22 protein-coding genes are annotated in these 25,521 nt (G+C 59.3%); 8 read left to right on the top strand and 14 right to left on the bottom strand.

Features of this window, described 5'->3' with window-relative positions:
• Positions 1-10 precede the first annotated feature (10 nt).
• The 8 genes from DU29_RS0103335 to DU29_RS0103300 all read right to left on the bottom strand — a co-directional run bounded on the left by DU29_RS0103335 (position 11) and on the right by DU29_RS0103300 (position 10,883).
• Positions 11-907 carry a peptidoglycan DD-metalloendopeptidase family protein gene (locus tag DU29_RS0103335; RefSeq protein WP_028620433.1) on the bottom strand — a complete coding sequence of 299 codons (897 nt, stop codon included), beginning with the start codon at positions 905-907 and terminating at the stop codon, positions 11-13.
• Positions 908-1,127: 220 nt separating this feature from the next.
• On the bottom strand, positions 1,128-2,084 hold the full coding sequence (locus DU29_RS0103330) for a response regulator (RefSeq protein ID WP_028620432.1): 957 nt from the start codon (positions 2,082-2,084) through the stop codon (positions 1,128-1,130).
• A gap of 168 nt (positions 2,085-2,252) precedes the next feature.
• Entirely contained in the window at positions 2,253-3,014 is a 762-nt protein-coding gene (gene phoU, locus DU29_RS0103325; RefSeq protein WP_028620431.1) for a phosphate signaling complex protein PhoU, read from the bottom strand.
• A gap of 121 nt (positions 3,015-3,135) precedes the next feature.
• On the bottom strand, positions 3,136-3,969 hold the full coding sequence (pstB, locus tag DU29_RS0103320) for a phosphate ABC transporter ATP-binding protein PstB (RefSeq protein ID WP_028620430.1): 834 nt from the start codon (positions 3,967-3,969) through the stop codon (positions 3,136-3,138).
• A 190-nt stretch (positions 3,970-4,159) separates the two neighbouring features.
• Positions 4,160-5,830: a phosphate ABC transporter permease PstA gene (gene pstA, locus DU29_RS0103315; RefSeq protein ID WP_028620429.1), complete on the bottom strand. Its 1,671-nt coding sequence runs from the start codon at positions 5,828-5,830 to the stop codon at positions 4,160-4,162.
• A 15-nt stretch (positions 5,831-5,845) separates the two neighbouring features.
• The gene (locus DU29_RS0103310; protein WP_028620428.1) at positions 5,846-8,128 is read right to left on the bottom strand and encodes an ABC transporter permease subunit; all 2,283 of its coding nucleotides are present in this window, start codon (positions 8,126-8,128) and stop codon (positions 5,846-5,848) included.
• A gap of 217 nt (positions 8,129-8,345) precedes the next feature.
• Complete coding sequence (locus DU29_RS0103305) at positions 8,346-9,344, bottom strand: phosphate ABC transporter substrate-binding protein PstS family protein (protein ID WP_028620427.1); 999 nt, start codon at positions 9,342-9,344, stop codon at positions 8,346-8,348.
• A gap of 240 nt (positions 9,345-9,584) precedes the next feature.
• A complete protein-coding gene (locus DU29_RS0103300; protein ID WP_028620426.1) occupies positions 9,585-10,883 on the bottom strand; it encodes an MFS transporter in 1,299 nt (432 codons plus the stop codon).
• A 362-nt stretch (positions 10,884-11,245) separates the two neighbouring features.
• Here DU29_RS0103300 and DU29_RS0103295 point away from each other — a divergent pair, with 362 nt between their 5' ends.
• Positions 11,246-11,650: an acyl-CoA thioesterase gene (locus tag DU29_RS0103295; protein WP_003176975.1), complete on the top strand. Its 405-nt coding sequence runs from the start codon at positions 11,246-11,248 to the stop codon at positions 11,648-11,650.
• A 73-nt stretch (positions 11,651-11,723) separates the two neighbouring features.
• On the top strand, positions 11,724-12,623 hold the full coding sequence (locus DU29_RS0103290; protein ID WP_028620425.1) for a D-hexose-6-phosphate mutarotase: 900 nt from the start codon (positions 11,724-11,726) through the stop codon (positions 12,621-12,623).
• Between the two features lie 127 nt (positions 12,624-12,750).
• Here the strand turns inward: DU29_RS0103290 and DU29_RS0103285 are convergent, their stop codons facing one another.
• The 5 genes from DU29_RS0103285 to DU29_RS0103265 form a co-directional block, all read right to left on the bottom strand.
• A complete protein-coding gene (locus tag DU29_RS0103285) occupies positions 12,751-13,287 on the bottom strand; it encodes a DUF3299 domain-containing protein (RefSeq protein ID WP_028620424.1) in 537 nt (178 codons plus the stop codon).
• Positions 13,288-13,375: 88 nt separating this feature from the next.
• Entirely contained in the window at positions 13,376-13,621 is a 246-nt protein-coding gene (locus DU29_RS0103280) for a GlsB/YeaQ/YmgE family stress response membrane protein (protein WP_028620423.1), read from the bottom strand.
• 106 nt (positions 13,622-13,727) lie between these two features.
• Positions 13,728-14,810 carry a 5-(carboxyamino)imidazole ribonucleotide synthase gene (locus DU29_RS0103275; protein ID WP_028620422.1) on the bottom strand — a complete coding sequence of 361 codons (1,083 nt, stop codon included), beginning with the start codon at positions 14,808-14,810 and terminating at the stop codon, positions 13,728-13,730.
• 11 nt (positions 14,811-14,821) lie between these two features.
• A complete protein-coding gene (gene purE, locus DU29_RS0103270; protein ID WP_028620421.1) occupies positions 14,822-15,313 on the bottom strand; it encodes a 5-(carboxyamino)imidazole ribonucleotide mutase in 492 nt (163 codons plus the stop codon).
• Positions 15,314-15,615: 302 nt separating this feature from the next.
• Positions 15,616-16,533 carry a LysR substrate-binding domain-containing protein gene (locus DU29_RS0103265; RefSeq protein ID WP_028620420.1) on the bottom strand — a complete coding sequence of 306 codons (918 nt, stop codon included), beginning with the start codon at positions 16,531-16,533 and terminating at the stop codon, positions 15,616-15,618.
• 180 nt (positions 16,534-16,713) lie between these two features.
• On the opposite strand from DU29_RS0103265, the gene aspA reads away from it, so the two are divergent.
• The 3 genes from aspA to DU29_RS0103250 all read left to right on the top strand — a co-directional run bounded on the left by aspA (position 16,714) and on the right by DU29_RS0103250 (position 21,196).
• Positions 16,714-18,138, top strand: a complete 1,425-nt coding sequence (gene aspA, locus DU29_RS0103260; RefSeq protein WP_028620419.1) for an aspartate ammonia-lyase — start codon at positions 16,714-16,716, stop codon at positions 18,136-18,138.
• A gap of 475 nt (positions 18,139-18,613) precedes the next feature.
• Positions 18,614-20,065: an alanine/glycine:cation symporter family protein gene (locus tag DU29_RS0103255; protein WP_028620418.1), complete on the top strand. Its 1,452-nt coding sequence runs from the start codon at positions 18,614-18,616 to the stop codon at positions 20,063-20,065.
• Positions 20,066-20,206: 141 nt separating this feature from the next.
• Positions 20,207-21,196, top strand: a complete 990-nt coding sequence (locus DU29_RS0103250) for an asparaginase (RefSeq protein ID WP_028620417.1) — start codon at positions 20,207-20,209, stop codon at positions 21,194-21,196.
• A 90-nt stretch (positions 21,197-21,286) separates the two neighbouring features.
• On the opposite strand, the gene DU29_RS0103245 is transcribed toward DU29_RS0103250, so the two are convergent.
• Complete coding sequence (locus DU29_RS0103245; protein ID WP_028620416.1) at positions 21,287-21,733, bottom strand: hypothetical protein; 447 nt, start codon at positions 21,731-21,733, stop codon at positions 21,287-21,289.
• Between the two features lie 289 nt (positions 21,734-22,022).
• On the opposite strand from DU29_RS0103245, the gene DU29_RS0103240 reads away from it, so the two are divergent.
• From DU29_RS0103240 to DU29_RS0103230, 3 genes are all read left to right on the top strand, one after another.
• Positions 22,023-23,015 carry an AraC family transcriptional regulator gene (locus tag DU29_RS0103240; protein ID WP_028620415.1) on the top strand — a complete coding sequence of 331 codons (993 nt, stop codon included), beginning with the start codon at positions 22,023-22,025 and terminating at the stop codon, positions 23,013-23,015.
• A gap of 256 nt (positions 23,016-23,271) precedes the next feature.
• The gene (locus tag DU29_RS0103235) at positions 23,272-24,303 is read left to right on the top strand and encodes a histone deacetylase family protein (protein ID WP_028620414.1); all 1,032 of its coding nucleotides are present in this window, start codon (positions 23,272-23,274) and stop codon (positions 24,301-24,303) included.
• Between the two features lie 12 nt (positions 24,304-24,315).
• Positions 24,316-25,416 (top strand): polyamine ABC transporter substrate-binding protein, encoded by a 1,101-nt coding sequence (locus tag DU29_RS0103230; protein WP_028620413.1) that lies wholly within the window; start codon positions 24,316-24,318, stop codon positions 25,414-25,416.
• Positions 25,417-25,521 lie beyond the last annotated feature (105 nt).

Genomic DNA, 25,521 nt, shown 5'->3' with positions numbered 1-25,521 from the left:
TGTGTAGCCCTTATTGTTTGCCCAACGCAAAGTTGGGCAGGCTGCCCATCGGTTGAGCGAACTGATACGGGATCGATACCAGCCCCAGCCCGGTATTGCGCTGCACCACGAAATGCAGGTGCGGCCCGCTACTGTTGCCGGTGTTGCCTGACAGCGCCAAGGCACTGCCCACCGACACCCGCTGGCCCTCCCGAACGCTGACCGAACCCCGTTGCAGGTGCAGATAGACGCCCATCGTGCCGTCATCGTGCAGCACTCGCACGAAATTGCCCGACGGATCAGTGCCGCGACCGGTCTGTTTATTCTCGGTTTTCACGACGATGCCGCCGCGCGCCGCGATAATCGGCGTGCCCTCGGGCATGGCGATGTCCATGGCGTAGCGGTTTTTCGGGCCGTAGTGGCTGTATTGGCCGTTGGCGCCCTGGCTCAGGCGAAAGGGGCCACCGCGCCATGGCAGCGGGTATCGATAGGCCATGACGGCGCCTGAGGGGTCGCCCAGGGAATATTCGAACTTCGGCACATACACGAGCGGCCGACCGGTCTGTTTGGGCGTCAGCAGCGCCAGGCGGATCCTGCTGCGCGCCGGCATCACCCGCCGGATCGGCCGGCTCGGGGCGCCGCTGACGTTCCTCAGACCGGAGAAACTCAATTCGATCTCGACCGGCGCGTACAGGTCGTTGCGCACGAACACACTGTCCGCACCCTTCTGCTTCTGGATGTCGAGGTACACCTGCCGTTCAAGGTTTTCGTCCATGCGATCACGAAAAACGAACACCTTTGAGCCTTTCGTGGGGCGGTCGCTGTAGGAGACCACGCCATTGGCATCTTTGGACTTGTAGATGGTCATGGCCAGGGCCGACGTGCAGGCCATGTACAGACCACAGAACAACAACAGGCGCGCGAGCATGGGCAGGTATCTGTCGAGTAAGACTTGGGTTGGAGCCTAGCAGGTGCGAAGGACCTGAGCAGTGGGTAGATGTTTCAAATGGCCAGACCGGGAGATGAGCGGTGAAGTGACGGCCGCTTCGCGGGCAAGTCGGATTGCGGCCTCACTCGCTCCCACAGTGGATGTCATTGCCCTGTGGGAGCACGGCTTGCCCGAGAAGCGCTCTGGCAGGCGACGAAGATTACGCGCCCGGAATGAAATGCTTCTGCGCAGTACCGCGTGCGATCAGGCGCGAGATGTAATCGAGCTTCTGCGCATCCTGATCGACGAAGCGGAACGTCAGCTGCAGCCAGTCGCTGTCCGGCTTCTGCTCGAACGCAACAATGGCGTGCAGGTAGCCATTTAAACGCGCGACCTCGGCATTGTCGCCCTGCTCCATATCGAGCACGGCGCTGTCGAGGATTTGCGGCAGCGCCTCGGTGCGTTTCACCACCAACAAGGCCTCCTTGAGGCTGAGGGCCTTGATCACGCATTGCTGAATGCCGTTTGGCAAACGCAGCTGGCCTTGGCCACGGCCGCTGGAAGGCGCCGAAGAGGCAGCGGGTGCCTTCACCGGTTGGCTGTTGAGCAAGCCTCGGGACGCCACGCTGGCCGCTGCGGCAGGGGCAGCAGCGGCAGGTCTGGCGGCAGCTACGGGCGCAGGCGTTGCAGGTGCGCCGGCCACGGCAGGCTTGCCACCGGTCAGTGCACTGAGGGAGTCGTTGCCGAACGCCGAGTTCATCTTGGTTGGAGCGCTGTTCATCAAGGTGTCGAGTTTGCCGACCTTGTTCAGCGCCTGCTTGACCTTGGTCAGCAGTTGTTCGTTGGTGAAGGGCTTGCTGACATAGCCGGAAACGCCGGCCTGAATCGCCTGGACGACGTTCTCTTTATCGCCACGACTGGTCACCATCACGAAAGGCATGGTCTTGAGGTTGTCCTGCTCGCGACACCAAGTCAGCAGTTCCAGGCCGGACATTTCCGGCATTTCCCAGTCGCACAGGACCAGGTCGAACGCTTCTCGCGCCAGAATTGACTGAGCTTTCTTGCCGTTGACCGCGTCTTCTATGTGAATGCCCGGAAAATAATTGCGCAGGCATTTTTTTACCAGGTCACGAATGAACGACGCATCGTCCACGACCAACACACTGACCTTACTCATCCATCACCCCTTTAAAAAATCCCGGCAAGGATACCGCCTTGTCTGATGGCACATTGCCAAAAAGCTTCAGTCACGCCGGGACTTTCGTTCGCGGGCGCTGCATTCGAATTCGTAAACCCGTAAACGAAAACGCCCGGCCAAAAGGCCGGGCGCTTTAGTTGGGCAATCTTACTTATCGTCCGCTACGCCCGGAACATTAGCGTTTTCGCCACTTGTGCCTTCAACTTCTTCCTTCATGCGCTTGAGGCCCAAGTGACGTACGTCGGTGCCGCGCACCAGGTAAATCACCAGTTCGGAGATATTACGGGCGTGGTCGCCGATGCGCTCCAGCGAACGCAGCACCCAGATAATGCTCAGAACCCGCGAGATAGAGCGCGGGTCTTCCATCATGTAGGTGGCGAGTTCACGCAGTGCGGTTTTGTATTCGCGGTCGATGATCTTGTCGTATTGCGCAACCGACAGGGCCAGATCAGCGTCAAAGCGGGCAAAAGCGTCCAGCGCATCGCGAACCATGTTACGCACCTGATCGCCGATGTGACGCACCTCGACGTAACCGCGCGGCGCTTCGCCTTCTTCACACAACTGAATGGCGCGACGGGCGATCTTGGTCGCTTCGTCACCGATGCGCTCCAGGTCGATGACCGACTTGGAGATGCTGATGATCAGCCGCAAGTCAGAGGCCGCAGGCTGACGACGAGCGAGAATGCGCAGGCATTCCTCGTCGATGTTGCGTTCCATCTGATTGATCTGGTCGTCGATTTCGCGAACCTGTTGAGCCAGGCCGGAGTCGGCCTCAATCAGCGCGGTCACCGCGTCATTGACCTGCTTCTCCACCAGCCCGCCCATGGCCAGGAGGTGGCTGCGCACTTCCTCAAGTTCGGCGTTGAACTGCGCGGAAATGTGGTGGGTAAGGCCTTCTTTACTAATCATCTGTTTCGCTCCGCGAAAGTTGCAAGCTTCAAGCTGCAAGCTTCAAGCAGTTATGTACAAGTCCTGATATCGCACCGCTGCTCTCTTGCCGCTTGAAACTTGCGGCTTGAAGCTGCCTCAACTAGCCATAGCGACCGGTAATGTAGTCTTCGGTCTGCTTCTTCGCCGGATTGGTGAACAGGGTGTCGGTATCGCCGAATTCCACCAGTTTGCCCATGTACATGAACGCCGTGTAGTCGGAAACCCGCGCGGCCTGCTGCATGTTGTGGGTCACGATGACGATGGTGAACTTAGATTTCAGTTCGTAGATCAGCTCTTCGACTTTCAGTGTCGAGATCGGGTCGAGTGCCGAGCAAGGTTCGTCGAGCAGCAGCACTTCCGGCTCTACGGCGATGGTGCGCGCGATGACCAGACGTTGCTGTTGACCACCGGACAAGCCCAGTGCCGATTCATGCAAACGGTCTTTGACCTCGTCCCACAGCGCCGCGCCTTTCAACGCCCACTCGACGGCTTCATCGAGAATGCGCTTCTTGTTGATGCCCTGGATGCGCAGGCCGTACACCACGTTCTCGTAGATGGTTTTCGGGAACGGGTTAGGCTTCTGAAACACCATGCCGACGCGACGACGCAACTCGGCAACGTCTTCGCCCTTACGGTAGATGTTGTTGCCATACAGATTGATCGCGCCTTCAACGCGGCAGCCGTCGACCAGATCGTTCATGCGGTTGAACGTACGCAACAGCGTTGACTTGCCGCAGCCGGACGGCCCGATGAAAGCGGTCACGCGCTGTTTCGGAATGTTCAGGCTGACGTCGTACAGCGCTTGTTTGTCGCCGTAGAACAGGTTCAGGCCCGGCACTTCGATGGCCACGGTTTCCTGCTCGAGGTTCAGGCTCTGCTTGTCGCGACCCAGCGCCGACATGTTGATGCCGTGAGTATGAGTTTCGTGCTGCATGGGAGGCTCCCCTGTGCTGACAATTTGGTTCGGTGGCCGCTGGCCTGGCCAGCGGGTTACTCAAAATCTGTGTCTGGCGCCGATCCCTGTGGGAGCTGGCTTGCCTGCGATGGCATCACTGCGGTGCTACTGCGCGTCGTCTGCATCGCAGGCAAGCCAGCTCCCACAAGGGGCAGCGGCGCCCATGAAATCAACCATCCAGCGCTTTGTATTTTTCGCGCAGGTGATTTCGGATGTAGACGGCCGACAGGTTCAGTGTCGCGATCACCAGCACCAGCAGGAACGCTGTGGCGTACACCAGCGGCCGCGCGGCTTCAACGTTAGGGCTCTGGAAGCCGACGTCATAAATATGGAAGCCAAGGTGCATGATCTTCTGGTCAAGGTGAAGGTACGGGTAGTTGCCATCCAGCGGCAGCGACGGCGCCAGCTTCACCACGCCCACCAGCATCAGCGGCGCCACTTCACCCGCGGCACGCGCTACAGCGAGAATCATGCCGGTCATCATCGCCGGGCTGGCCATTGGCAGCACAATTTTCCACAAGGTTTCCGCTTTGGTGGCGCCAAGCGCCAGCGAGCCCTCACGCACAGTGCGCGGAATCCGCGCCAGGCCTTCTTCCGTGGCGACGATCACCACCGGCACCGCCAGCAGCGCCAGGGTCAGGGAAGCCCAGAGCAGGCCCGGTGTACCGAAGGTCGGCGCCGGCAATGCTTCCGGGAAGAACAAGCGGTCGACCGAGCCGCCCAGCACGTACACGAAGAAGCCCAGGCCGAACACACCGTAAACGATCGCCGGCACACCGGCCAGGTTGTTCACCGCGATGCGGATGATCCGGGTCAATGCGTTCTGTTTGGCGTACTCCCGTAGGTAAACCGCTGCCAGTACGCCGAACGGCGTCACGATCATCGCCATGATCAACGTCATCATCACGGTACCGAAGATCGCCGGGAAGATGCCGCCTTCAGTGTTCGCTTCTCGCGGATCGTCGCTCAGGAACTCCCAGACCTTGCTGAAGTAGAAGCGGATCTTGGTGAATGTGCCCATCGCGTTCGGCTGAAAAGCGTGAACCACTTTGCCGATCTCGATCACCACTTCTTTGCCGTTGGCATCGCGGGCGGTGAGGCTGTCGCGGTTGAACTGGGCATGCAAATCGGCCAGGCGCGCTTCGATGTCCTGATAGCGAGCGTTCAGTTCAGCGCGATCGGCGTCCATGTCTGCTTGTGCAGCGGCGTCGACGCCACCGGAGAGTTCCAGCTTGCGACCCTGCAAACGGATGCGTTCGAGCCCGGCGTTGATGGCGCCAATGTCGACCTTCTCCAGGGTCTTGAGTTGAGCCGCGAGCTCGTTGACGCGAGCAACACGGGCCTGCAGCTCCGGCCACGCCGCTTCGCCTTCAGCGATGACTTTGCCACCCTCTTTGACGTTGACCAGGTAACCGTAAAAGTTACCCCACTCGCGACGTTCGATGGCCATCAACTCCGGCGGCGTCGTCTGATTGGTCAGCCACTCGCCGACGATCCAGGTGAAGTCGTTGCCGTTCAGGTCACGGTTGCCGACCTTGATCAGCTCGCGGGTCATGAACTCCGGGCCTTCGTCCGGCACCGGCAGGCCCGCGCTTTTGAGGCGCTCGCGCGGCACTTGCTCTTTCTGCACCACTTCGCCGATCACCAGGTGATTGGCCTGGCCCGGCACGTCGTAGCTGGCGTGCACCAGGTCCGCCGGCCAGAAATGACCCAGACCGCGCACGGCAATCACTGCCAGCAGGCCAATGGTCATGATGACCGAGATGGACACCGCGCCACCGCTGATCCAGACGCCCGGGGCGCCGCTCTTGAACCATCCGTTCAGGGAGTTCTGTTTCACAGACTTCTACCTTTCTTAAAGCGACGAGTATTTCTTGCGCAGACGCTGACGAATCAGTTCTGCGAGGGTGTTCATGACGAAGGTGAACAACAGCAGCACCAGCGCCGAGAGGAACAGCACGCGGTAGTGGCTGCCGCCGACTTCCGATTCGGGCATTTCCACCGCGACGTTGGCCGCCAGCGTGCGCAGACCTTCGAACAGGTTCATTTCCATGACCGGGGTGTTGCCGGTGGCCATCAGCACGATCATGGTTTCCCCGACGGCACGGCCCATGCCGATCATCAGCGCCGAGAAAATACCCGGGCTGGCGGTAAGGATCACCACCCGCGTCATGGTCTGCCACGGTGTGGCACCGAGGGCCAGGGAACCGAGGGTCAAGCCACGCGGTACGCTGAATACGGCGTCTTCGGCAATCGAATAGATGTTCGGGATCACCGCAAAGCCCATGGCCAGGCCCACCACCAGTGCGTTGCGCTGGTCGTAGGTGATGCCCAGGTCGTGGGAGATCCACATGCGCATGTCGCCGCCGAAGAACCAGTTTTCCATGTACGGGCTCATGTACAGCGAGAGCCAGCCTATGAACAGGATAACCGGGATCAGAATCGCGCTTTCCCAGCCTTCAGGCACTCTCAGGCGGATCGATTCAGGCAGGCGACTGAAGATGAAACCAGCCACCAGAATGCCGATCGGCAACAACATCAACAGGCTGAAGATGCCCGGCAGATGCCCTTCGACGTAAGGCGCGAGGAACAGGCCCGCGAAGAAACCGAGGATCACCGTCGGCATCGCTTCCATCAATTCAATGACCGGCTTGACCTTGCGGCGCAGGCTCGGGGCCATGAAATAAGCGGTGTAGATGGCGGCGGCAACGGCCAGTGGCGCGGCGAGCAGCATGGCGTAGAACGCAGCCTTCAGCGTACCGAAGGTCAGTGGTGCCAGGCTCATCTTGGGTTCGAAATCGGTGTTGGCGGCGGTCGATTGCCAGACGTATTTAGGCTCGTCGTAGTTTTCGTACCAGACCTTGCTCCACAGCGCGCTCCAGGAAACTTCCGGGTGCGGGTTCTCCAGCAGCAACGGTTGCAGCTTGCCGCCCTGCTCCACGATGATCCGGTTGGCCCGTGGCGACAGACCAAACAGGCCCTGGCCATCGACCACTTGATCCACCAGCAGGGTGCGGTGAGCGGTGCTGTGGAACACGCCGAGCTTGCCGGACGCGTCCAGCGCGACGAAACCTTTGCGGCGTTCTTCGGCAGTGATTTCAACGATCGGTGTGGTGCCCATCTGGAAGGTGCGGATCTGCTTCAAGCGCGATTCGCCATCCGCGTCACGCGCCATGAACCATTGGGCCAGACCGCCCTTGGAGTCACCGAGAATCAACGAGATGCCGCCTACCAGCTGAGCACTGGCAGTGATCTGGTCATCGCCGTTCTCGAGCAGTTTGTAGCGACCGTTGAGACTCTTGTCGCGCAGGCTGAACACGTCGGCTTGAGCACGACCGTTGATCACGTACAGCCACTGTTGGCGCGGGTCGACGAAGATGTTCTTCACCGGCTCGGTCATCTGCGGCAAATCAATGCGCTGCTGCTCGTTGGTCACTTCGCCCGTCATCATGTTCTCTTCGCTGGTGAGCGATAGAACATTAAGTTGCGAACCGGTGGAACCGACCAGCATCAGGGTCGAATCGGTAGCGTTGAGGCTGACGTGCTCCAGCGCACCACCCGCCTCGTTCAGCGCAATCGGCGCCTCGCCGTAAGGGTATTCGATCGCCGGTGAAATGGTTTTCTTGCCGTCGGGGTAGGAGACTTTATAGGTGTGACGGAACACCAGCGCCTGACCGTTGGAAAAACCCACCGCTACCAGCGGTTGGCCGGGCTGGTCTTTGCCGATGGCGGTAACGCTGGCCCCGGCTGGCACCGGCAGGTCGACGCGCTTGAGTTCGGCGCCGCTGTCGATAGCAAAGAACAATGCCTGGCCCTTGTCGGACACGCGCATGGCAACCTGATTCTGTTCTTCCAGGGAAATCATCAGCGGCTTGCCAGCATCCTGCATCCAGGCCGGCGTAATCGCGTCCTGCACTTCCAGGTCGGCACCTTTGAACAGCGGCGCAACCACGTAAGCGAGGAAGAAGAAGATCAGGGTGATCGCTGCCAGCACCGCGAGGCCGCCAATCAGGACGTACCAGCGCGTGAAGCGATCCTTGAGCGCGCGAATACGGCGCTTGCGTTGCAACTCAGGCGTATTGAAATCAATTCGCTTGGGGGGATTTGTAGTCATGGGAGCATTGGCCAGATCATTCATGCGCACACCCTAGCGATCCTGTATGACAGAAAGATGACAGTGCAGTGACGCGACAAATCCGCCGCGTGTATGGACAGGCAGCGGATTGAGAATTCGGGTTGTAGGAGACGGCTCGCTGGCGATTCTGTCGACTTGGTCGGACGGTCTCACCGGGGTGAGGCCATCGCCAGCAAGCCGGCTCCTACAAAAATCCGGGGGTTAACCCGGACCTAGGTTTTTACTTCTTTACTACGCTGCCGCCTTCCTGCAGGCCCAGGTCAGCCAGTGCTTTGGCAGCGACTTTGGCTGGCAGCGGGATGTAGCCGTCTTTCACTACAACTTCCTGACCTTGCTTGGACAGAACCAGCTTGATGAACTCAGCTTCCAGCGGAGCCAGAGGCTTGTTCGGAGCCTTGTTGACGTAAACGTAGAGGAAACGCGACAGCGGGTACTTGCCGTTCAGGGCGTTTTCTTCGGTGTCTTCGATGTACTCAGTGCTGCCTTTCTTGGCCAGAGCCACTGTCTTCACGCTGGCGGTCTTGTAACCGATGCCCGAGTAGCCTACGCCGTTCAGCGAAGAGCTGATCGATTGCACAACCGAAGCAGAACCTGGTTGTTCGTTCACGTTGGCCTTGAAGTCGCCTTTGCACAGGGCTTCTTCTTTGAAATAGCCGTAAGTGCCGGATACCGAGTTACGACCGAACAGTTGCACCGGCTTGTTCGCCAGATCGCCAGTCACACCCAGATCACCCCAGGTTTTTACGTCGGCTTTACCGCCGCACAGACGCGTCGAAGAGAAAATCGCATCGACTTGTTCCATGCTCAGACCCTTGATCGGGTTGTCCTTGTGTACGAATACCGCCAGGGCGTCCACGGCCACCGGGATAGCGGTTGGCTTGTAGCCGTATTTGGTTTCGAAGGCTTGCAGCTCGTTGTCCTTCATCTTGCGGCTCATCGGGCCCAGGTTAGCGGTGCCTTCAGTCAACGCAGGTGGCGCGGTGGACGAACCGGCGGCCTGAATCTGGATGTTTACGTTCGGGTATTCTTTTTTGTAGTTCTCGGCCCAGAGGGTCATGAGGTTGGCCAGGGTATCGGAACCGACGCTGGACAGGTTGCCCGACACACCAGTGGTCTTGGTGTAGCCCGGAATAGCAGGGTCAACAGCGGCAACCGCGTTGGCAGTCGCAACGCCAGCAGCGACGAAAGTCATTGCCGCCATCAAACGCTTCAGTTTCATGCCTTACTCCTAGCAGATAGGGTGTTTAAGTCGGGGCCAAGTATCAGCAGGCCGTGTGAACACTCTATGGCTGAAATATGACAATTGGATGAAAGGCCACTATTGAGTGTCTAGCGTTGTACCGCGTGATCGTTCATCGCGAGCAGGCTCGCTCCCACAGGGGATTTGCGGCGTACACAAAACCGGTGGGAGCGAGCCTGCTCGCGATGGGGGCCAGCGCCGTCGATGCAAAGCGCTGGCCTAACGCCCCTTCTTCCAAAGATACCCACCCACCGCAATCCCCACACCGCACAGCACGGCCACGTAATAAGCAGGCCCCATCGGGCTTTCTTTCAGGAGCAGGCTGACGATCATCGGCGTCAAACCGCCGAAGATCGCGTAGGCAACGTTGTACGAGAACGATAAACCGCTGAACCGCACCACGGGCGGGAACGCTTTGACCATCACGTACGGCACCGCCCCTATCGTGCCCACCAGAAAACCGGTCAATGCGTACAGCGGGAACAGCCAGTCCGGATGATCTGCCAGGCTGTGATAAAACGTCCAGGAACTGACCAGCAGCCCGGCGCAACCGATTGCAAGTACTTTGCCCGCGCCGATGCGGTCCGCCAGGGCGCCGGCGATGATGCAGCCGATGCTCAGGAACAAGATCGCGATGCTGTTGGACTGCAGCGCCGTGGTTGGCGAAAAGTGGTAGACCGTCTGCAGCACAGTCGGCGTCATCAGGATCAGCACCACGACACCGGCGGACAGCAACCAGGTCAGCAGCATCGAAATCAGGATCGCCCCGCGATGATCACGCAACACGGCGCGCAGCGGCACCTCTTCCGCCAGGGCTTTACGCAATTGCAGCTCGGCGAACACCGGTGTCTCGTGCAGCCAGCGACGCAGGTACACCGAGAACAGGCCAAACACACCGCCCAGCAGGAACGGGATGCGCCAGGCGTAATCCGAGACTTCCGCCGGTGTATAAATGCTGTTGATCGCCGTCGCGACCAGTGAGCCCAGCAGGATGCCCGCCGTCAAACCACTGGTCAGGGTGCCGCAGGCGTAGCCTATGTGTCGCTGCGGTACATGTTCGGAAACGAAGACCCACGCGCCCGGCACTTCACCGCCGATCGCCGCGCCCTGAATCACCCGCATCAGCAGCAACAGGATCGGCGCCCACATGCCGATCTGCGCATACGTCGGCAGCAAACCCATGATCAGGGTCGGTACCGCCATCATGAAGATGCTCAGGGTGAACATCTTCTTGCGCCCTAGCAAATCACCGAAATGCGCCATGACAATGCCGCCCAGCGGCCGCGCCAGGTAGCCGGCGGCGAAGATGCCGAAGGTCTGCATCAGCCGCAGCCACTCTGGCATGTCCGCCGGGAAGAACAGCTTGCCGACCACCGTGGCGAAGAACACGAAAATGATGAAGTCGTAGAACTCCAGCGCGCCGCCCAGGGCGGACAGCGATAAAGTCTTGTAGTCATTGCGGGTCAATGGACGCGCGGGCTGTGTCGGTTGCGCGACGCTCGAGGGCGCTGTGGTCATGGCAAGGGCTTCTCTTATAGTCGAATCTGCAACCCCGACAACGCTGGCCGAGGCTTGGGCAGGTCCGGCACGATAACAAATTGTTCGAAAAAGCACATGAAGGTGCGTAATAGACGGTCAAAATCAGAACCGGACGGTCGTCTCGGAGTCAACCGACCGATATACTCGCGGTCCTGCAACAGTTTGAAAGGGTTGCTGTGCGAAAACGCCTGCCCGCTTCACAGGCGATTTCGCAGAGTTTCCCTTCGGGCGCCTTACGAAAAACACTACGAACAGCGTATGTTCGGGGCTGGATCGTTTTTCCAAGACGGCTACTTATCCGCAATACCAATGAAGAGTCACGGGTCAGAGGCACCCCCGGCATGATAGAGCTCGAACAAGAAGATCCAATCCCGCAAGGCGACCTGGCCCTGCAAATTACCGCGCTCCCTCGCGAAACCAATGGCTTTGGCGATATTTTCGGTGGCTGGCTGGTGGCGCAGATGGATCTGGCCGGCACCGCAATGGCCAGCAAAGTGGCTGGCGGGCGCGTGGCGACGGTTGCCATCGATCGCATGGCGTTTCTGGTCCCGGTGGCCGTCGGCGCCCAGCTCTCCTTTTATACCCAGGCGCTGGAAATCGGCCGTAGCTCGATCCAGATGATGGTTGAAGTGTGGAGCGACGATCCACTGTCCAGCGAATGGCGCAAAGTGACCGAGGCGGTGTTCGTGTTTGTCGCCATCGATGGCAGCGGTCGCACCCGCTCCGTGCCGTCCAGAGCTCGTTAAACCAGGCAGCGTTAAACGCAGCGACCGTTTCGCGGTCCATTGCAGTCATTGTTCCTGATCGAGAGTTGCCCCCATGAGCACGCCCAACGTTGAAGCCATGAAACTGGATGACCTGAACTGCTGGCGCATTCGCCACGGTCAGGCGGAATTGCTGGTCGCCCAACAGGGCGCGCACATCCTCAGTTATCAGCTGGCCGGCCAGCCGCCGCTGATCTGGCTCAACGACGAAGCCGTGTTCAAGACCGGCAAAAGCATCCGCGCCGGTGTGCCGGTGTGCTGGCCGTGGTTCGGCAATCTCGCGCGCAACCCGCAAAGCGTTCAAGCGATGCGCGTCAGTCATGAGGAGCCGCCGGCTCACGGTCTGGTACGCGCGATGGACTGGGAACTGGGCAGCATCGAAACCGAAGGTGAAAGCCTGAAGGTGGAGTTCGTCCTGCCCTACCCCGAAGGCGGGTTGCCGGGCTGGCCGCACCAGGTGGACTTGAAGTTGAGCATTCGTCTGGACGAGCAACTGCACATCAGCCTGACCAGTCTTAACCAAGGGGCCGACGAGGTCACCATCAGCCAGGCGCTGCACAGCTATTTCGCCGTCAGCGATGTGCGCAATGTGCATGTTGAAGGCGTGAATGGTCTGAGTTACATCGAGACGCTGGAAGACTGGAAGCTCAAGCCTCAGGTCGGTGACCTGCGGTTTACCGGCGAGACTGATCGGATCTATCTTGATACGCCTGCGCTGCTGAGCATTGTTGATCCGGCGTGGGAACGGCGCGTCGAGCTGACCAGCAGCGGATCGCGTTCGGCCGTGATCTGGAACCCATGGATTGATCGCGCGGCGGCGTTCAGCGATATGGCGGATGACGGCTGGCAGCGGATGCTGTGCATCGAGACGGCGAATGTGATGGATGACGTGGTCACGCTGGCGCGGGGTGCGAGCCATACCCTCGGCGTCAGCATCGGTAGCAAGCCTCTGTAAGCAACACCGCAAAACCAAAGTAGGAGTGAGCCTGCTCGCGATAGCGCCGGGTCAGCCGACTCAAGTGTCGACTGACTCAGCCCCATCGCGAGCAGGCTCACTCCTACATTTTGATCGTTGCAGGCTGCTACAAATCCGATTCCTGCACCACTCTGACTGTCGCAGCATCCAGCGCATACGCCGCGTCAGCCAGGTCATTGCTGACCTTCTCGACCTTCAGCGTGCCGGTCACCCACAACGGCGTGTAGATATCCTCCAGCTTCAACCCTTTCGGATAACGCACCAACACCAGTTGGTTAGGCGGTGGCGGTGGCACGTGGATGCAGGCGCCCGGGTAGGGCACGAGGAAAAACAAGGTGCTGCGTCCTGCAGCATCGGACTCCAGTGGCACCGGATAGCCACCCAGACGAATATTCCTGTCGTTCATCGACGCCACGGTTTTGGTCGAATACATCACGGCCGGCAAACCCTTGCTCTGCTTCATGCCACCTTTTTCGGTAAAGGTGCCGTTGGCTTCGGGCGAGTCGTGATCGATTTCGGGCATGGCCTCGAGGGCCTTCTGGTCCGACTTGGGCATCAGCTCCAGCCAGTCGGTTTCTGGCAGGTCGCCGGCGTGGGCATAGCCCGAACCCAGTAAAAGGAAGGTCAGTAAAAGATGGCGCATGAAGGTGCTCGGCAGAAGAAAGGACTGTAAAACGCCGAGCATTCTAGCCCTCCCCGCGCGTTTGGCAGAGAGGGCTTTGTCGCCTGGATCAGCGCTTCTTGATCAAACCGTAGATCACCAGCAGCACCACGGCGCCAACCAGCGCACCCAGGAAGCCTGCACCTTCGCCCGCGCGATAGATGCCCAGCGCCTGGCCGCCATATGTAGCCGCCAGCGAACCGCCGATACCGAGCAGGATGGTCATGATCCAACCCATGCTGTCATCACCCGGTTTCAGGAACCGGGCCAGCAGGCCGACGATCAAGCCGATAAAGATGGTTCCGATAATTCCCATGACATTCCCCTCTGATTGATTAGCTATGCGAAAGCCTAGTCAGACTTTGGCATCCTGCCATGAGAGAACGGCGGCCCCGGAATGGTTCCGCCGATGTCTGCAGAAACTATTCGGCGATGAGCGCTTCGACCTTGAGGATCTGCTCAGCCAGGGTTTCACGGTCTGCACAACGCAGGTTGGCGTGACCCACTTTGCGGCCAACCTTGAAGGCCTTGCCGTAGTGATGCAGATGGCAATCGGCGATGGCCAGGACCTTTTCGGTGTCTGGCACTTTACCGATGAAGTTGAGCATCGCGCTCTCGCCGACCTTGGCGGTCGAACCCAGCGGCAGGCCGGCCACCGCCCGCAAGTGGTTTTCGAACTGGCTGCATTCGGCGCCTTCGGTGGTCCAGTGCCCGGAGTTGTGCACGCGCGGGGCGATTTCGTTGGCCTTGAGGCCGCCGTCAACTTCAAAGAACTCGAACGCCATCACGCCGACATAATTCAGCTGCGTGAGCACGCGGCTGGAATAATCTTCCGCGAGCGCTTGCAGCGGATGATCGGTACTGGCTACGGACAGCTTGAGAATGCCGCTGTCATGGGTGTTGTGAACCAGCGGATAGAACTTCGTTTCACCATCGCGAGCACGTACAGCGATCAGCGACACTTCACCGGTGAAGGCCACGAAGCCTTCCAGCAGGCAGGCAACGCTGCCTAGTTCGGCGAATGTGTCGACCACATCTTCAGGCTTGCGCAGGACTTTCTGGCCCTTGCCGTCGTAACCCAGCGTGCGGGTTTTCAGCACGGCGGGCAGACCGATCGCAGTTACTGCGGCGTCTAGATCAGCTTGCGACTGAATGTCAGCGAACGCAGGCGTCGGAATGCCCAGGTCCTTGAACATGCTTTTCTCGAACCAGCGATCACGGGCGATGCGCAGCGCTTCGGCGCTCGGGTAGACCGGCACGAATTGCGAGAGGAATGCGACGGTTTCCGCCGGGACGCTTTCGAACTCGAAGGTCACCAGATCGACTTCATCGGCCAGCTGACGCAGGTGATCCTGATCGCCGTAATCGGCGCGCAAGTGTTCGCCCAACGCGGCTGCGCAAGCGTCTGGCGCAGGGTCCAGGAAAGCGAAGTTCATGCCCAGCGGAGTGCCCGCCAGCGCCAACATGCGACCCAACTGGCCGCCACCGATTACACCGATCTTCATCGTCAACAACCTCAGGCGATGCGTGGGTCTGGATTGTCCAGAACGCTGTCTGTCTGCTCAGCGCGGAAGGTTTTCAGCACCTCGTGGTACTGCGGATGCTTGGCGCCCAGAATGCTCGCCGACAGTAGCGCGGCGTTGATCGCGCCGGCCTTGCCGATGGCCAGGGTGGCAACCGGGATACCCGCTGGCATCTGCACGATGGAGAGCAGCGAATCGACGCCCGAGAGCATTGACGACTGCACCGGAACGCCCAGCACCGGCAGGTGGGTTTTGGCCGCACACATGCCTGGCAGATGGGCCGCGCCACCGGCACCGGCGATGATCACCTCGATGCCACGCGCTTCGGCCTCTTCGGCGTACTGGAACAGCAGGTCCGGGGTGCGGTGGGCAGAAACCACTTTCACCTCGTAAGGGATGCCGAGCTTTTCCAGCATATCGGCGGTGTGGCTAAGGGTGGACCAATCGGACTTGGAGCCCATGATCACGCCAACCAGTGCACTCATCGTCGTGCCTCTTCTCTCTGGGCGCCCGCAGGCGCGTCAAAAAACAACAAGCCACGCAAAAAAGCGTGGCTTGTTGTACGAATTTTGGCCAGTCGAGCCGGCCGAAGGCCGCGCAGTATACCGCAATGAAGCCAATAAACAGCCCCCATGGCGACCATCTGTCATACGGCGCAAAAGCCCGGTTTTATTGACTGGAAGGTCAGGCAAAACACCACCACCCTGTAGGAGCCGGCTTGCTGGCGATCCAGTCAACGCGGTGTGACAGACGGACCGAATCGACTGGATCGCCTGCAAGCCGGCTCCTACAGTCCGGTGGGTGTCTGGGCCGCGCCGCCTTCCAGCTTGCGCCACAACAACCGCACATTCGCCTTGCGCACCAGCGCGCAGCGGTACAAACGAATCTCCAGCGGCACATGCCATTGCGGCCCACCGCAGACCACCAGTTCGCCGCGCGCCAACTCCGCCCGCACGCTGAGCTGCGGTACCCAGGCGATCCCCAACCCTTCCAGCGCCATGCTTTTCAGGCTGTCGGCCATGGCGGTTTCGTAGATGGTGGTGAAGCGCAGCCCGCGCTGGCGCAGCAACAGGTTCACCGAACGCCCGAGGAACGCTCCAGCGCTGTAAGCAAGCAACGGCACACTGCCGTCCCCTTCCAGATCGAACAGCGGCTTGCCGTTGGCATCCGCAGCGCAGACCGGCAGCATCTCGGTCTGACCGAGGTGCAGCCACGGGAAGATTTCCGGGTCCATCTGCATCGCTGCATCCGGGTCATAGAAGGCCAGCATCAAATCGCAGCCGCCTTCACGCAGCGCATGCACTGCATCGCCGACGTTGGTGGCCACCAGACGCGTGGCGATGTTCAGGCCTTCATTGCGCAATTGTGCGATCCAGCGCGGAAAGAATCCCAGCGCCAGAGAATGCGCGGCAGCAACTTGCATCACTTCGCCCTGCCCGCCCTCAAGGTGATGAAGATGACGCAGCACTTCCCCGAGTTGTTCGACCACGGTTCGCGCGGTCACCAGAAACAATTGCCCCGCCGCGGTCAGCTCGATCGGCGTGCGCGAGCGGTTGACCAGTTGCAACCCCAGCGCGGCTTCCAGGCTACGGATACGCCGACTGAACGCCGGTTGCGTGACGAAACGTCGCTCGGCTGCCTGGGAGAAGCTGCGGGTGGCGGCCAGAGCACTGAAATCCTCAAGCCATTTACTTTCCAGATTCATCACGTCCTCCCGGACACGCACCAAATTAGGTCACACGCTCGCCGCGATCACGGCGTCACATGGGCATTATGCCGAATGTGCATAGGCCAGTGTTTAACAGCATTGGCCGAAAAATCTCTACAAGCCTAGCATTTGCAGTGTTCCGGCACAGACCGGGTTCTTATCGAGATGATTTCTATCATGTCCTCCGCTGCATCATTCCGCACAGAAAAAGACTTGCTTGGCGTACTTGAAGTACCGGCTCAAGCGTATTACGGCATCCAGACCCTGCGAGCGGTGAACAACTTCCGTCTCTCCGGCGTCCCGATTTCGCATTACCCGAAGCTGGTCGTCGGCCTGGCGATGGTCAAACAGGCCGCCGCTGACGCCAACCGTGAGCTGGGTCATCTGAGCGAAGCCAAGCACGCTGCCATCAGCGAAGCCTGTGCACGATTGATCCGCGGCGACTTCCACGAAGAGTTCGTGGTCGACATGATTCAAGGCGGCGCCGGCACTTCAACCAACATGAATGCCAACGAAGTCATCGCCAACATCGCGCTGGAGGCCATGGGTCACCAGAAGGGCGAATACCAATACCTGCACCCGAACAACGACGTGAACATGGCGCAGTCGACCAACGACGCCTACCCGACCGCGATCCGCCTGGGTCTGCTGCTCGGTCACGACGCGTTACTGGCCAGCCTCGACAGCCTGATTCAGGCATTCGCCGCCAAAGGCGAAGAATTCGGCCACGTCCTGAAGATGGGCCGTACCCAGCTGCAGGATGCGGTGCCGATGACCCTCGGTCAGGAATTCCGTGCCTTCGCCACCACGTTGGGCGAAGACCTGGGGCGTTTGAAAACTCTCGCCCCAGAGCTGCTGACTGAAGTGAACCTGGGTGGCACCGCGATCGGCACCGGCATCAACGCTGACCCGCGTTATCAGCACCTGGCCGTTCAGCGTCTGGCCTTGATCAGCGGCCAACCGCTGGTGCCTGCCGCCGACCTGATCGAAGCCACGTCCGACATGGGCGCCTTCGTGCTGTTCTCCGGCATGCTCAAGCGCACCGCGGTCAAGCTGTCGAAGATCTGCAACGACTTGCGCCTGCTGTCCAGCGGACCACGCACCGGTATCAACGAAATCAACTTGCCGGCGCGTCAGCCAGGCAGCTCGATCATGCCCGGCAAGGTCAACCCGGTCATCCCGGAAGCGGTCAACCAGGTCGCGTTCCAGATCATCGGCAACGACCTGGCGCTGACCATCGCGGCCGAAGGCGGCCAGCTGCAACTGAACGTGATGGAGCCGCTGATCGCGTTCAAGATTTTCGACTCGATCCGCCTGCTGCAACGCGCCATGGACATGCTGCGCGAACATTGCATCGTCGGCATCACCGCTAACGAAGCACGCTGCCGTGAGCTGGTCGAACACTCGATCGGCCTGGTCACCGCGCTGAATCCGTACATCGGCTATGAAAACGCCACCCGCATCGCCCGCATCGCGCTGGAAACCGGCCGCGGCGTGCTGGAACTGGTGCGCGAAGAAGGCTTGCTCGACGAAGAAATGCTCGCCGACATCCTGCGCCCGGAAAACATGATTGCTCCGCGTCTGGTTCCGCTTAAAGCCTGAACCGACACGTTACATGTATCACCGCTCACCAGGTCGAGGGACTAGACACCTCTCACCTTTTGAGGGCTTGGGGATTTATTCCCCAGGCCCTTTTTTTTAACTATTCAGACGCGATGCCCTGTAGGCGCCGGCTTGCTGGCGATGGACTTTAGTGCGCCGTATTCAGTCAGACAGCTTGCGTAATCGTTAACAACCATCGCCAGCAAGACGGCGCCTACGATACCGCGATGACTGATCCGCGAGCGAGCAGGCTCGCTCCCACAGGAAAGCATCGGTATAGTGCCGCCCCTCTTCGTATGAGCGGTCGTCGGTAACGAGGCTTTAACCCATGCGATACCCGAACTAACAACAAACCCGCGATTTGGAACCGGGACGAAACCTCTGCCTCGCCTGTTTTGCCGTGCGCAAACCGGTGTAACACGATGTTTCTGCCTATCCAGCTTCTGCTTACATAAAAAACAGCGAGGAATACTCCATGCTCGAAGTCATCAACGGCTTCCTCTCAGAGAAAGTACTGATCGTGCTCATTGTCGGGCTCGGTGGCTACTTCACGATCCGCTCGCGTTTCGTACAACTGCGCCACTTTTTCCACATGTTCGCGGTGTTCCGCGACAGCCTGAAAAGCAGCGCCGGTCAGCTCAGCTCGTTTCAGGCGCTGATGCTCAGCCTTGCCGGTCGCGTCGGTGCGGGCAACATTGCCGGTGTCGGCATCGCCGTCACCATGGGCGGCCCGGGCGCAGTGTTCTGGATGTGGGTCACCGCGCTGGTCGGCATGTCCAGCAGCTTCTTCGAATGCTCCCTCGGCCAGCTCTATAAGCGCTGCGATAGCGATGGCAGTTATCGCGGCGGCCCCTCCTACTACATTCAGCATGGTTTGCAAAAACGCTGGCTGGGCATGGTCATGGCGTTCCTGCTGCTGGTGACCTTCGGTTTTGCCTTCAACGGCCTGCAATCTCACGCGGTGACTCACTCGCTGCAGGATGCTTTCAAACTTGACCCGACATACTCGGGTGCGGTGCTGGCCGTGTTGCTGGGGTTGGTGTTTTTCGGCGGGATCAAGCGCATCGCCAAGGTCGCAGACCTGCTGGTACCGGTGAAAACCCTGGTGTACATCGGCGTGACCGTTTACGTGATCGTGCTGCAATTCGACCAGGTTCCGGCGATGCTGATGACCATCGTCAGAAGTGCCTTTGGCCTGGATCAGGCTTTCGGCGGGCTGATCGGCAGCGCGATCATCATGGGCGTTAAGCGTGGCGTGTTCGCCAACGAAGCGGGCCTGGGCAGCGCGCCAAACGTGGCCGCCGTGGCGTCGGTCGAGCACCCGGTGGCGCAGGGTGTGGTTCAGGCGTTCAGCGTTTTTCTCGATACGTTCGTGATCTGCACCTGCACCGCGTTGTTGATTCTATTGTCGGGTTTCTACACCCCGGGCTTCGAAGGCGACGGCATTGCCCTGACACAGAACTCGCTGGCCGCCGTGGTCGGTGACTGGGGCCGCAGCTTCATCTCCGTGGCGCTGTCGTTGTTCGTGTTTACCTCGATCCTCTACAACTACTACCTGGGCGAGAGCAACCTGCGTTTCCTGATCGGTGAAAACCGCGCGGCGCTGATGGCTTATCGCGCCCTGGTACTGGTGCTGATCTATTGGGGCGCCATCGAAAACCTTGGCACAGTGTTCGCGTTTGCCGACATCACCATGACCATGCTGGCGTTCGTCAACCTGATCGCACTGTTCCTGCTGTTCAAGATCGCCATGCGCGTGCTGCGTGACTACGATGACCAGCGCGCCGCTGGCATCAAGACGCCGGTATTTGATTCGAGCAAGTTCCCGGACCTGGACCTGGATCTGAAAGCCTGGCCGGCCAACCCGCCTGCTGCCGCAGTCAAGGCTGATGTCGAGTCGCAAGGCGTACCCGCAGCGCAACGCTGATCGGTTAAAGTGCGCAAAATCCCTGTGGGGGCGGGCTTGCTCGCGAAAGCGTTGTATCAGTCGACACCTATGTTGAATGAAAGAATGTATTCGCGAGCAGGCTCGCTCCCACAAGGGGCAGTCATTGTTTCGGAGAGCGCAATGAATTCCTCGACCTACCCCGCCGCCCAAAACGTCATGGTGCTCTACACCGGTGGCACCATCGGCATGCAGGCCAGCGCCAACGGCCTGGCCCCGGCGTCCGGTTTCGAAGCGCGGATGCGCGAGTACCTGCACAGCCAGCCTGAATTAGTGGTGCCGCAGTGGCGCTTTCGCGAGATGTCGCCGCTGATCGACAGCGCGAACATGTCACCGGCTTACTGGCAGCAATTGCGCGAAGCGGTCGTCGACGCTGTTGACGTGCAAGGCTGCGACAGCGTGCTGATCCTTCACGGCACGGACACCCTCGCCTACAGCGCCGCGGCCATGAGTTTTCAACTGCTCGGCCTGCACGCTCGCGTCGTTTTCACTGGTTCCATGCTGCCCGCTGGCGTGACGGACAGCGATGCCTGGGAAAACCTCAGCGGTGCGCTGGTGGCCCTTGGGAAAGGTTTGGCACCGGGCGTTCACCTGTATTTCCACGGCGAATTGCTCGATCCGACCCGCTGCGCGAAGGTGCGCAGTTTTGGGCGCCATCCGTTCAAGTTACTGGCGCGTCAGGGTGGCGAAACAAAAGCGACGGCCCTGCCGCCGCAGCTCAACTACAACCAGCCTAAACAACTGGCCAACGTTGCCGTGCTGCCGTTATTTCCCGGGATTGGCGCCGAGCAGCTGGATGGCTTGCTGAACAGCGGTATCCAGGGCCTGGTGCTGGAGTGCTATGGCAGCGGTACCGGGCCGAGCGACAATCCGGCATTTCTCGCCGCGCTTTCGCGAGCGCGAGACAACGGTGTGGTGGTTGTCGCGGTAACGCAGTGCCATGAAGGCGGCGTTGAGCTGGATCTCTACGAGGCTGGCAGCCGGTTGCGTGGCGTGGGCGTATTGTCAGGTGGCGGCATGACCCGCGAAGCGGCGTTCGGCAAGATGCATGCACTGATGGGGGCAGGGCTCGAAACCGCTGAAGTGCGGCAATTGATTGAACTGGATCTGTGAGGTGATCTGTATAGAGTCTGAATCGTACTAATTTTAGTGGGCTAGCGCTGACAATGTAACTCTCTTTAAAAGAGGGTTACATTGTCAGCGCTAGAACGGATTAATACTGAAAATCCCATCCGTCAGGTTGACGTACGGACTTCCACTTGGCATCTGAATGCTAAAGCTACCATGTGCCGAATAGCACTCATCATCACAATTAAACGTTAATTTCCCAGTCGCCGACGTATAGGGTACGCCCTCGACAGATAATATCAGCCATGTCGATCCGTTGGGTATGATAACTTCCTTCCCATAATTTTCCGTTAACGTTCTAATTTGGACACCGTTTTTAGAAGGAGGCTCCCCTTCTCTATTAAAGACTGCCTCCATCGTATTACCGAGACCACTTATACTGTACGCCGAGTAAACAAACTCCTGATTGTCCATCGTGACTTTAAGTTGTCCTGCAAAAAGCCCTGATTTTTTTTCAATTTTTTGCGAAACCATTTTCATCATCCCACTGAAAGTAAGAATAAATGTGCGTTGCAATTTCACGCTAGCTCTCCTCTCGGCATTGGGTCAAATAAAATACGCATAAAAGCCAACACTCTAATAAGCCACAAGTGAGATCTGACCAACGGCAACCAATTACACTAATAACTGACACTTATGACAGTAGATTCATTAATTTAACTACTTCAAAATAAACAGGCGTGGAGCCACATCCTGCCAACAGGAGCATTATATAATTAAAAATTCTCTTTATTGGGTGCTCTTATTAGATATCAATAAAATGGGCGCAAATGTTGCATGGGTTCAAGCCTGACCAAAGCCGGACGACCGAATGCTCCACTCCCACCTCACCACCCTAAATGCTGTTTCTCTGGTGCTCAACGCCTTCAAAGGCCAAGGCCTGTCCAGCGAAGCGCTGCTCGCGGGTAGCGGTATCAGTGCAGCGGATCTGAACCGGGCAGATACGCGCATCACCACCAACCAAGAGATGCAAGTGTGCGCCAACGCTGTGGCGCTCAAGCGTGACATTGGCCTGGAACTGGGCCGGCGCATGCACGTTTCCTCGTACGGCATGCTTGGCTACGCGCTGCTGACCAGTGCCACCTTCGGTGACGCTTTACGGTTGGCGATGCGTTATCCGGCGCTGTTGGGAACACTTTTCGAACTGAGCCTTGAGGAGGATGGCGAGCGTGTTTGGTTTGTCGCTGCCGATTACCGGGAAAACCCGGCACTGGCGGTGTTCAACGCCGAGTTTTGTCTGGTATCGCTGAAAGTCATCTGCGACGACCTGCTCGGGCATTCGTTGCCGCTGGTGAGTGCGCGCTTCGAACACACCGCGCCCGATTATCAAGCGAGCTACAGCGAGCACTTCAATTGCCCGCTGCACTTCGGCGCGCCGGACAACGCCTTCGCTTTCGACAGACAGTGGCTTGATCAGCCTCTGCCGCTCGCCGACGCGATCACTCATCAGGCCATGATCGAGCGCTGCCGCAAACAGAACACTGAATTCACCGGCCGCCAGCTGTGGCTCGGGCGAATCCGCCAGTTACTCAGTGCGCAGTTGAATGCCGCGCCCGGCCTCGAAGGCTTGGCCGAACAGATGAACTGCTCGGCGCGCACCCTGCGACGGCACCTCAAGGAACTGGGCTGCAGTTATCAGGAACTGCTCGATGAACTGAGGTTCGAGCAGGCCAAGTACATGCTCTGCGAAGAGCACATGCCGATCTATCAGATCGCCGAGGCGCTGGGCTTCAGCGAGACCGCGAGTTTCCGCCATGCGTTTGTACGCTGGAGTGGCGTGGCGCCGAGTCAGTTCCGTCCGTAATAAGCTCCGTAGGAGCCGGCTTGCTGGCGATCCCTTCAACGTGGTGTATCAGGCAGACCGCGTCGTCGTTTTTCGCCAGCAAGCCGGCTCCTACAAAAATGTGCCCCTTAGGAAGGCACTCTTGCGCCATGAAGGGGCGAATTTCGGTCAAACCTTTTGGCCATATCCATCCCCTTTTGGCCTTTCTTGCCGTTCTCTCAAACGCCGTGCTCCACAAGACTGGAGGCCAGTCAATCAGCCTGCGGAGAACAAGAAAATGCTGACGATCTACTCGGACGATCACCACCTGCACCATGGCCGTTGTGAATTGATGGACGGGCAACTGATGCCCTGCTTCGAAATGCCGTCGCGCGCCGATCACGTGCTGCAACGCGTACAGACCCAGAACCTCGGCCCCGTGCAGGAACCCACGGATTTCGGCGTGGACCCCATCGCGCGCGTTCACAGCCGCGAGTACCTCGACTTTTTCAAAGGCGCCTGGGCGCGCTGGACCGAGTTCAACACCGACGGCGATTTGCTGCCCTACACCTGGCCGGCCCGCACCCTGCGCCGGATCATGCCGACCAGCCTGCACGGCCAACTCGGTTATTACAGCTTCGACGGCGGCGCACCGATCACCGCCGGCACCTGGCAAGCTGCTTACAGTGCAGCGCAAGTCGCGCTGACTGCCCAGGCTGAAATCCAGCGTGGCGCGCGCAGTGCCTTCGCGTTGTGCCGTCCACCGGGGCACCACGCCGCCAGCGATTTGATGGGCGGTTATTGCTACCTCAACAACGCCGCCATCGCCGCACAGGCCTTCATTGATCAGGGCCACAAAAAAGTCGCGATCCTCGACGTCGATTACCATCACGGCAACGGCACGCAATCGATTTTTTACGAGCGCAGCGACGTGCTGTTCACCTCGATTCATGGCCATCCGGAAGCCGAGTTTCCGTTCTTCCTCGGCTACGAAGACGAGCTTGGCGAAGGGCCGGGTGAAGGCTTCAACTTCAACTACCCTTTGCCCGCCGGCTCCGGCTGGGACACTTGGAGCGCCGCGCTCGACCAAGCCTGTCAGCAGATCGAACATTACGCGGCAGACATCGTCGTCGTGTCCTTGGGTGTCGATACGTTCAAGGATGATCCGATCTCGCAATTCAAGCTCGACAGCCCCGATTATCTGGCCATGGGCGCACGCATCGCCAAGCTCGGCAAACCGACTCTGTTCGTGATGGAAGGCGGCTACGCTGTGGAAGAAATCGGCATCAATGCCGTGAACGTTCTCGAAGGTTTTGAAAGCGCACACTGAGGAATGAAAAGAATGAAAAGACTCAAGCGTTTTATCGCGCCGGCGCTTTGCGCTGCGGTGCTCAGTGGTGCGGCGCAGGCTGAAGAGCGAACGTTGCGCGTCTACAACTGGTTCGACTACATCACGCCCAAAGCGCTGGAAGACTTCAAGGCGCAGAACACCCAGACCAAACTGATCTACGACATCTTCGACACCAACGAGGCGCTGGAAGCCAAGCTGCTGACCGGCAACTCCGGCTACGACGTGGTGGTGCCGTCCAACGTGTTTCTCGCCAAGCAGATCGAAGCCGGAGTATTCCAGCCGTTGGATCGCAGCAAGTTGCCGAACTGGAAGCACCTCGATCCCAAGCTGATGAAGTTGATCGAGGCCAATGACCCGGGCAACAAATTCGCCGTGCCGTACATGTACGGGACCATCCTGATCGGCTTCAACCCGGACAAGATCAAAGCCGCGCTCGGCGACAATGCGCCGGTGGACAGCTGGGACCTGATCTTCAAGGAAGAGAACCTCAGCAAGCTCAAACAATGTGGCGTCGCCCTGCTCGATTCACCGTCGGAAATCCTGCCGCTCGCCCTGGCGCATCTTGGCCTCGACCCAAACAGCAACAAGCCTGCGGATTACGAGAAAGCTGAGGCATTGCTGATGAAAATTCGGCCATACGTCACCTACTTCCACTCCTCCAAATACATGGCCGACATCGCCAACGGCGACATCTGTGTGGCCGTCGGTTATTCCGGCAGTTTCTCCCAGGCCGCGAACCGCGCCAAGGAAGCCAAAAACGGCGTAACCGTCGACATGCGCCTCCCGAAAGAAGGCGCGCCGATCTGGTTTGACATGCTCGCCATCCCGAAAGGCGCGAAGAACCCGCAAGACGCCTACACCTTCATCAACTACCTGCTGCAACCGCAGGTGATCGCGCCGGTCAGCGATTTTGTCGGTTACCCGAACCCGAACAAGGACGCCACTGAAATGGTCGACCCGGCGATTCGCAACAATCCGAACCTGTACCCGACAGAGGCGGCGATGGGCACGCTGTACACCTTGCAACCATTACCACGCGACGCCGAGCGGGCTCGCACCCGGGCCTGGACCAAGATCAAATCCGGGACCTGACCCAAAGGTGAAATGACAAAACTGGAGCAGGCGTCAGTGGCGCCCGCTCCTTTTTTAGCCCGCGATAATTAGTTACCGCACTTCAGGCCGTGCCGCCTTTTACCT

It is taken from the genome of Pseudomonas sp. Ant30-3 (assembly GCF_000690905.1).
GTDB lineage: Bacteria > Pseudomonadota > Gammaproteobacteria > Pseudomonadales > Pseudomonadaceae > Aquipseudomonas.
The sequence above is the reverse complement of the archived record's forward strand: the minus strand, read 5'-3'. Positions and strand labels throughout refer to the sequence as shown.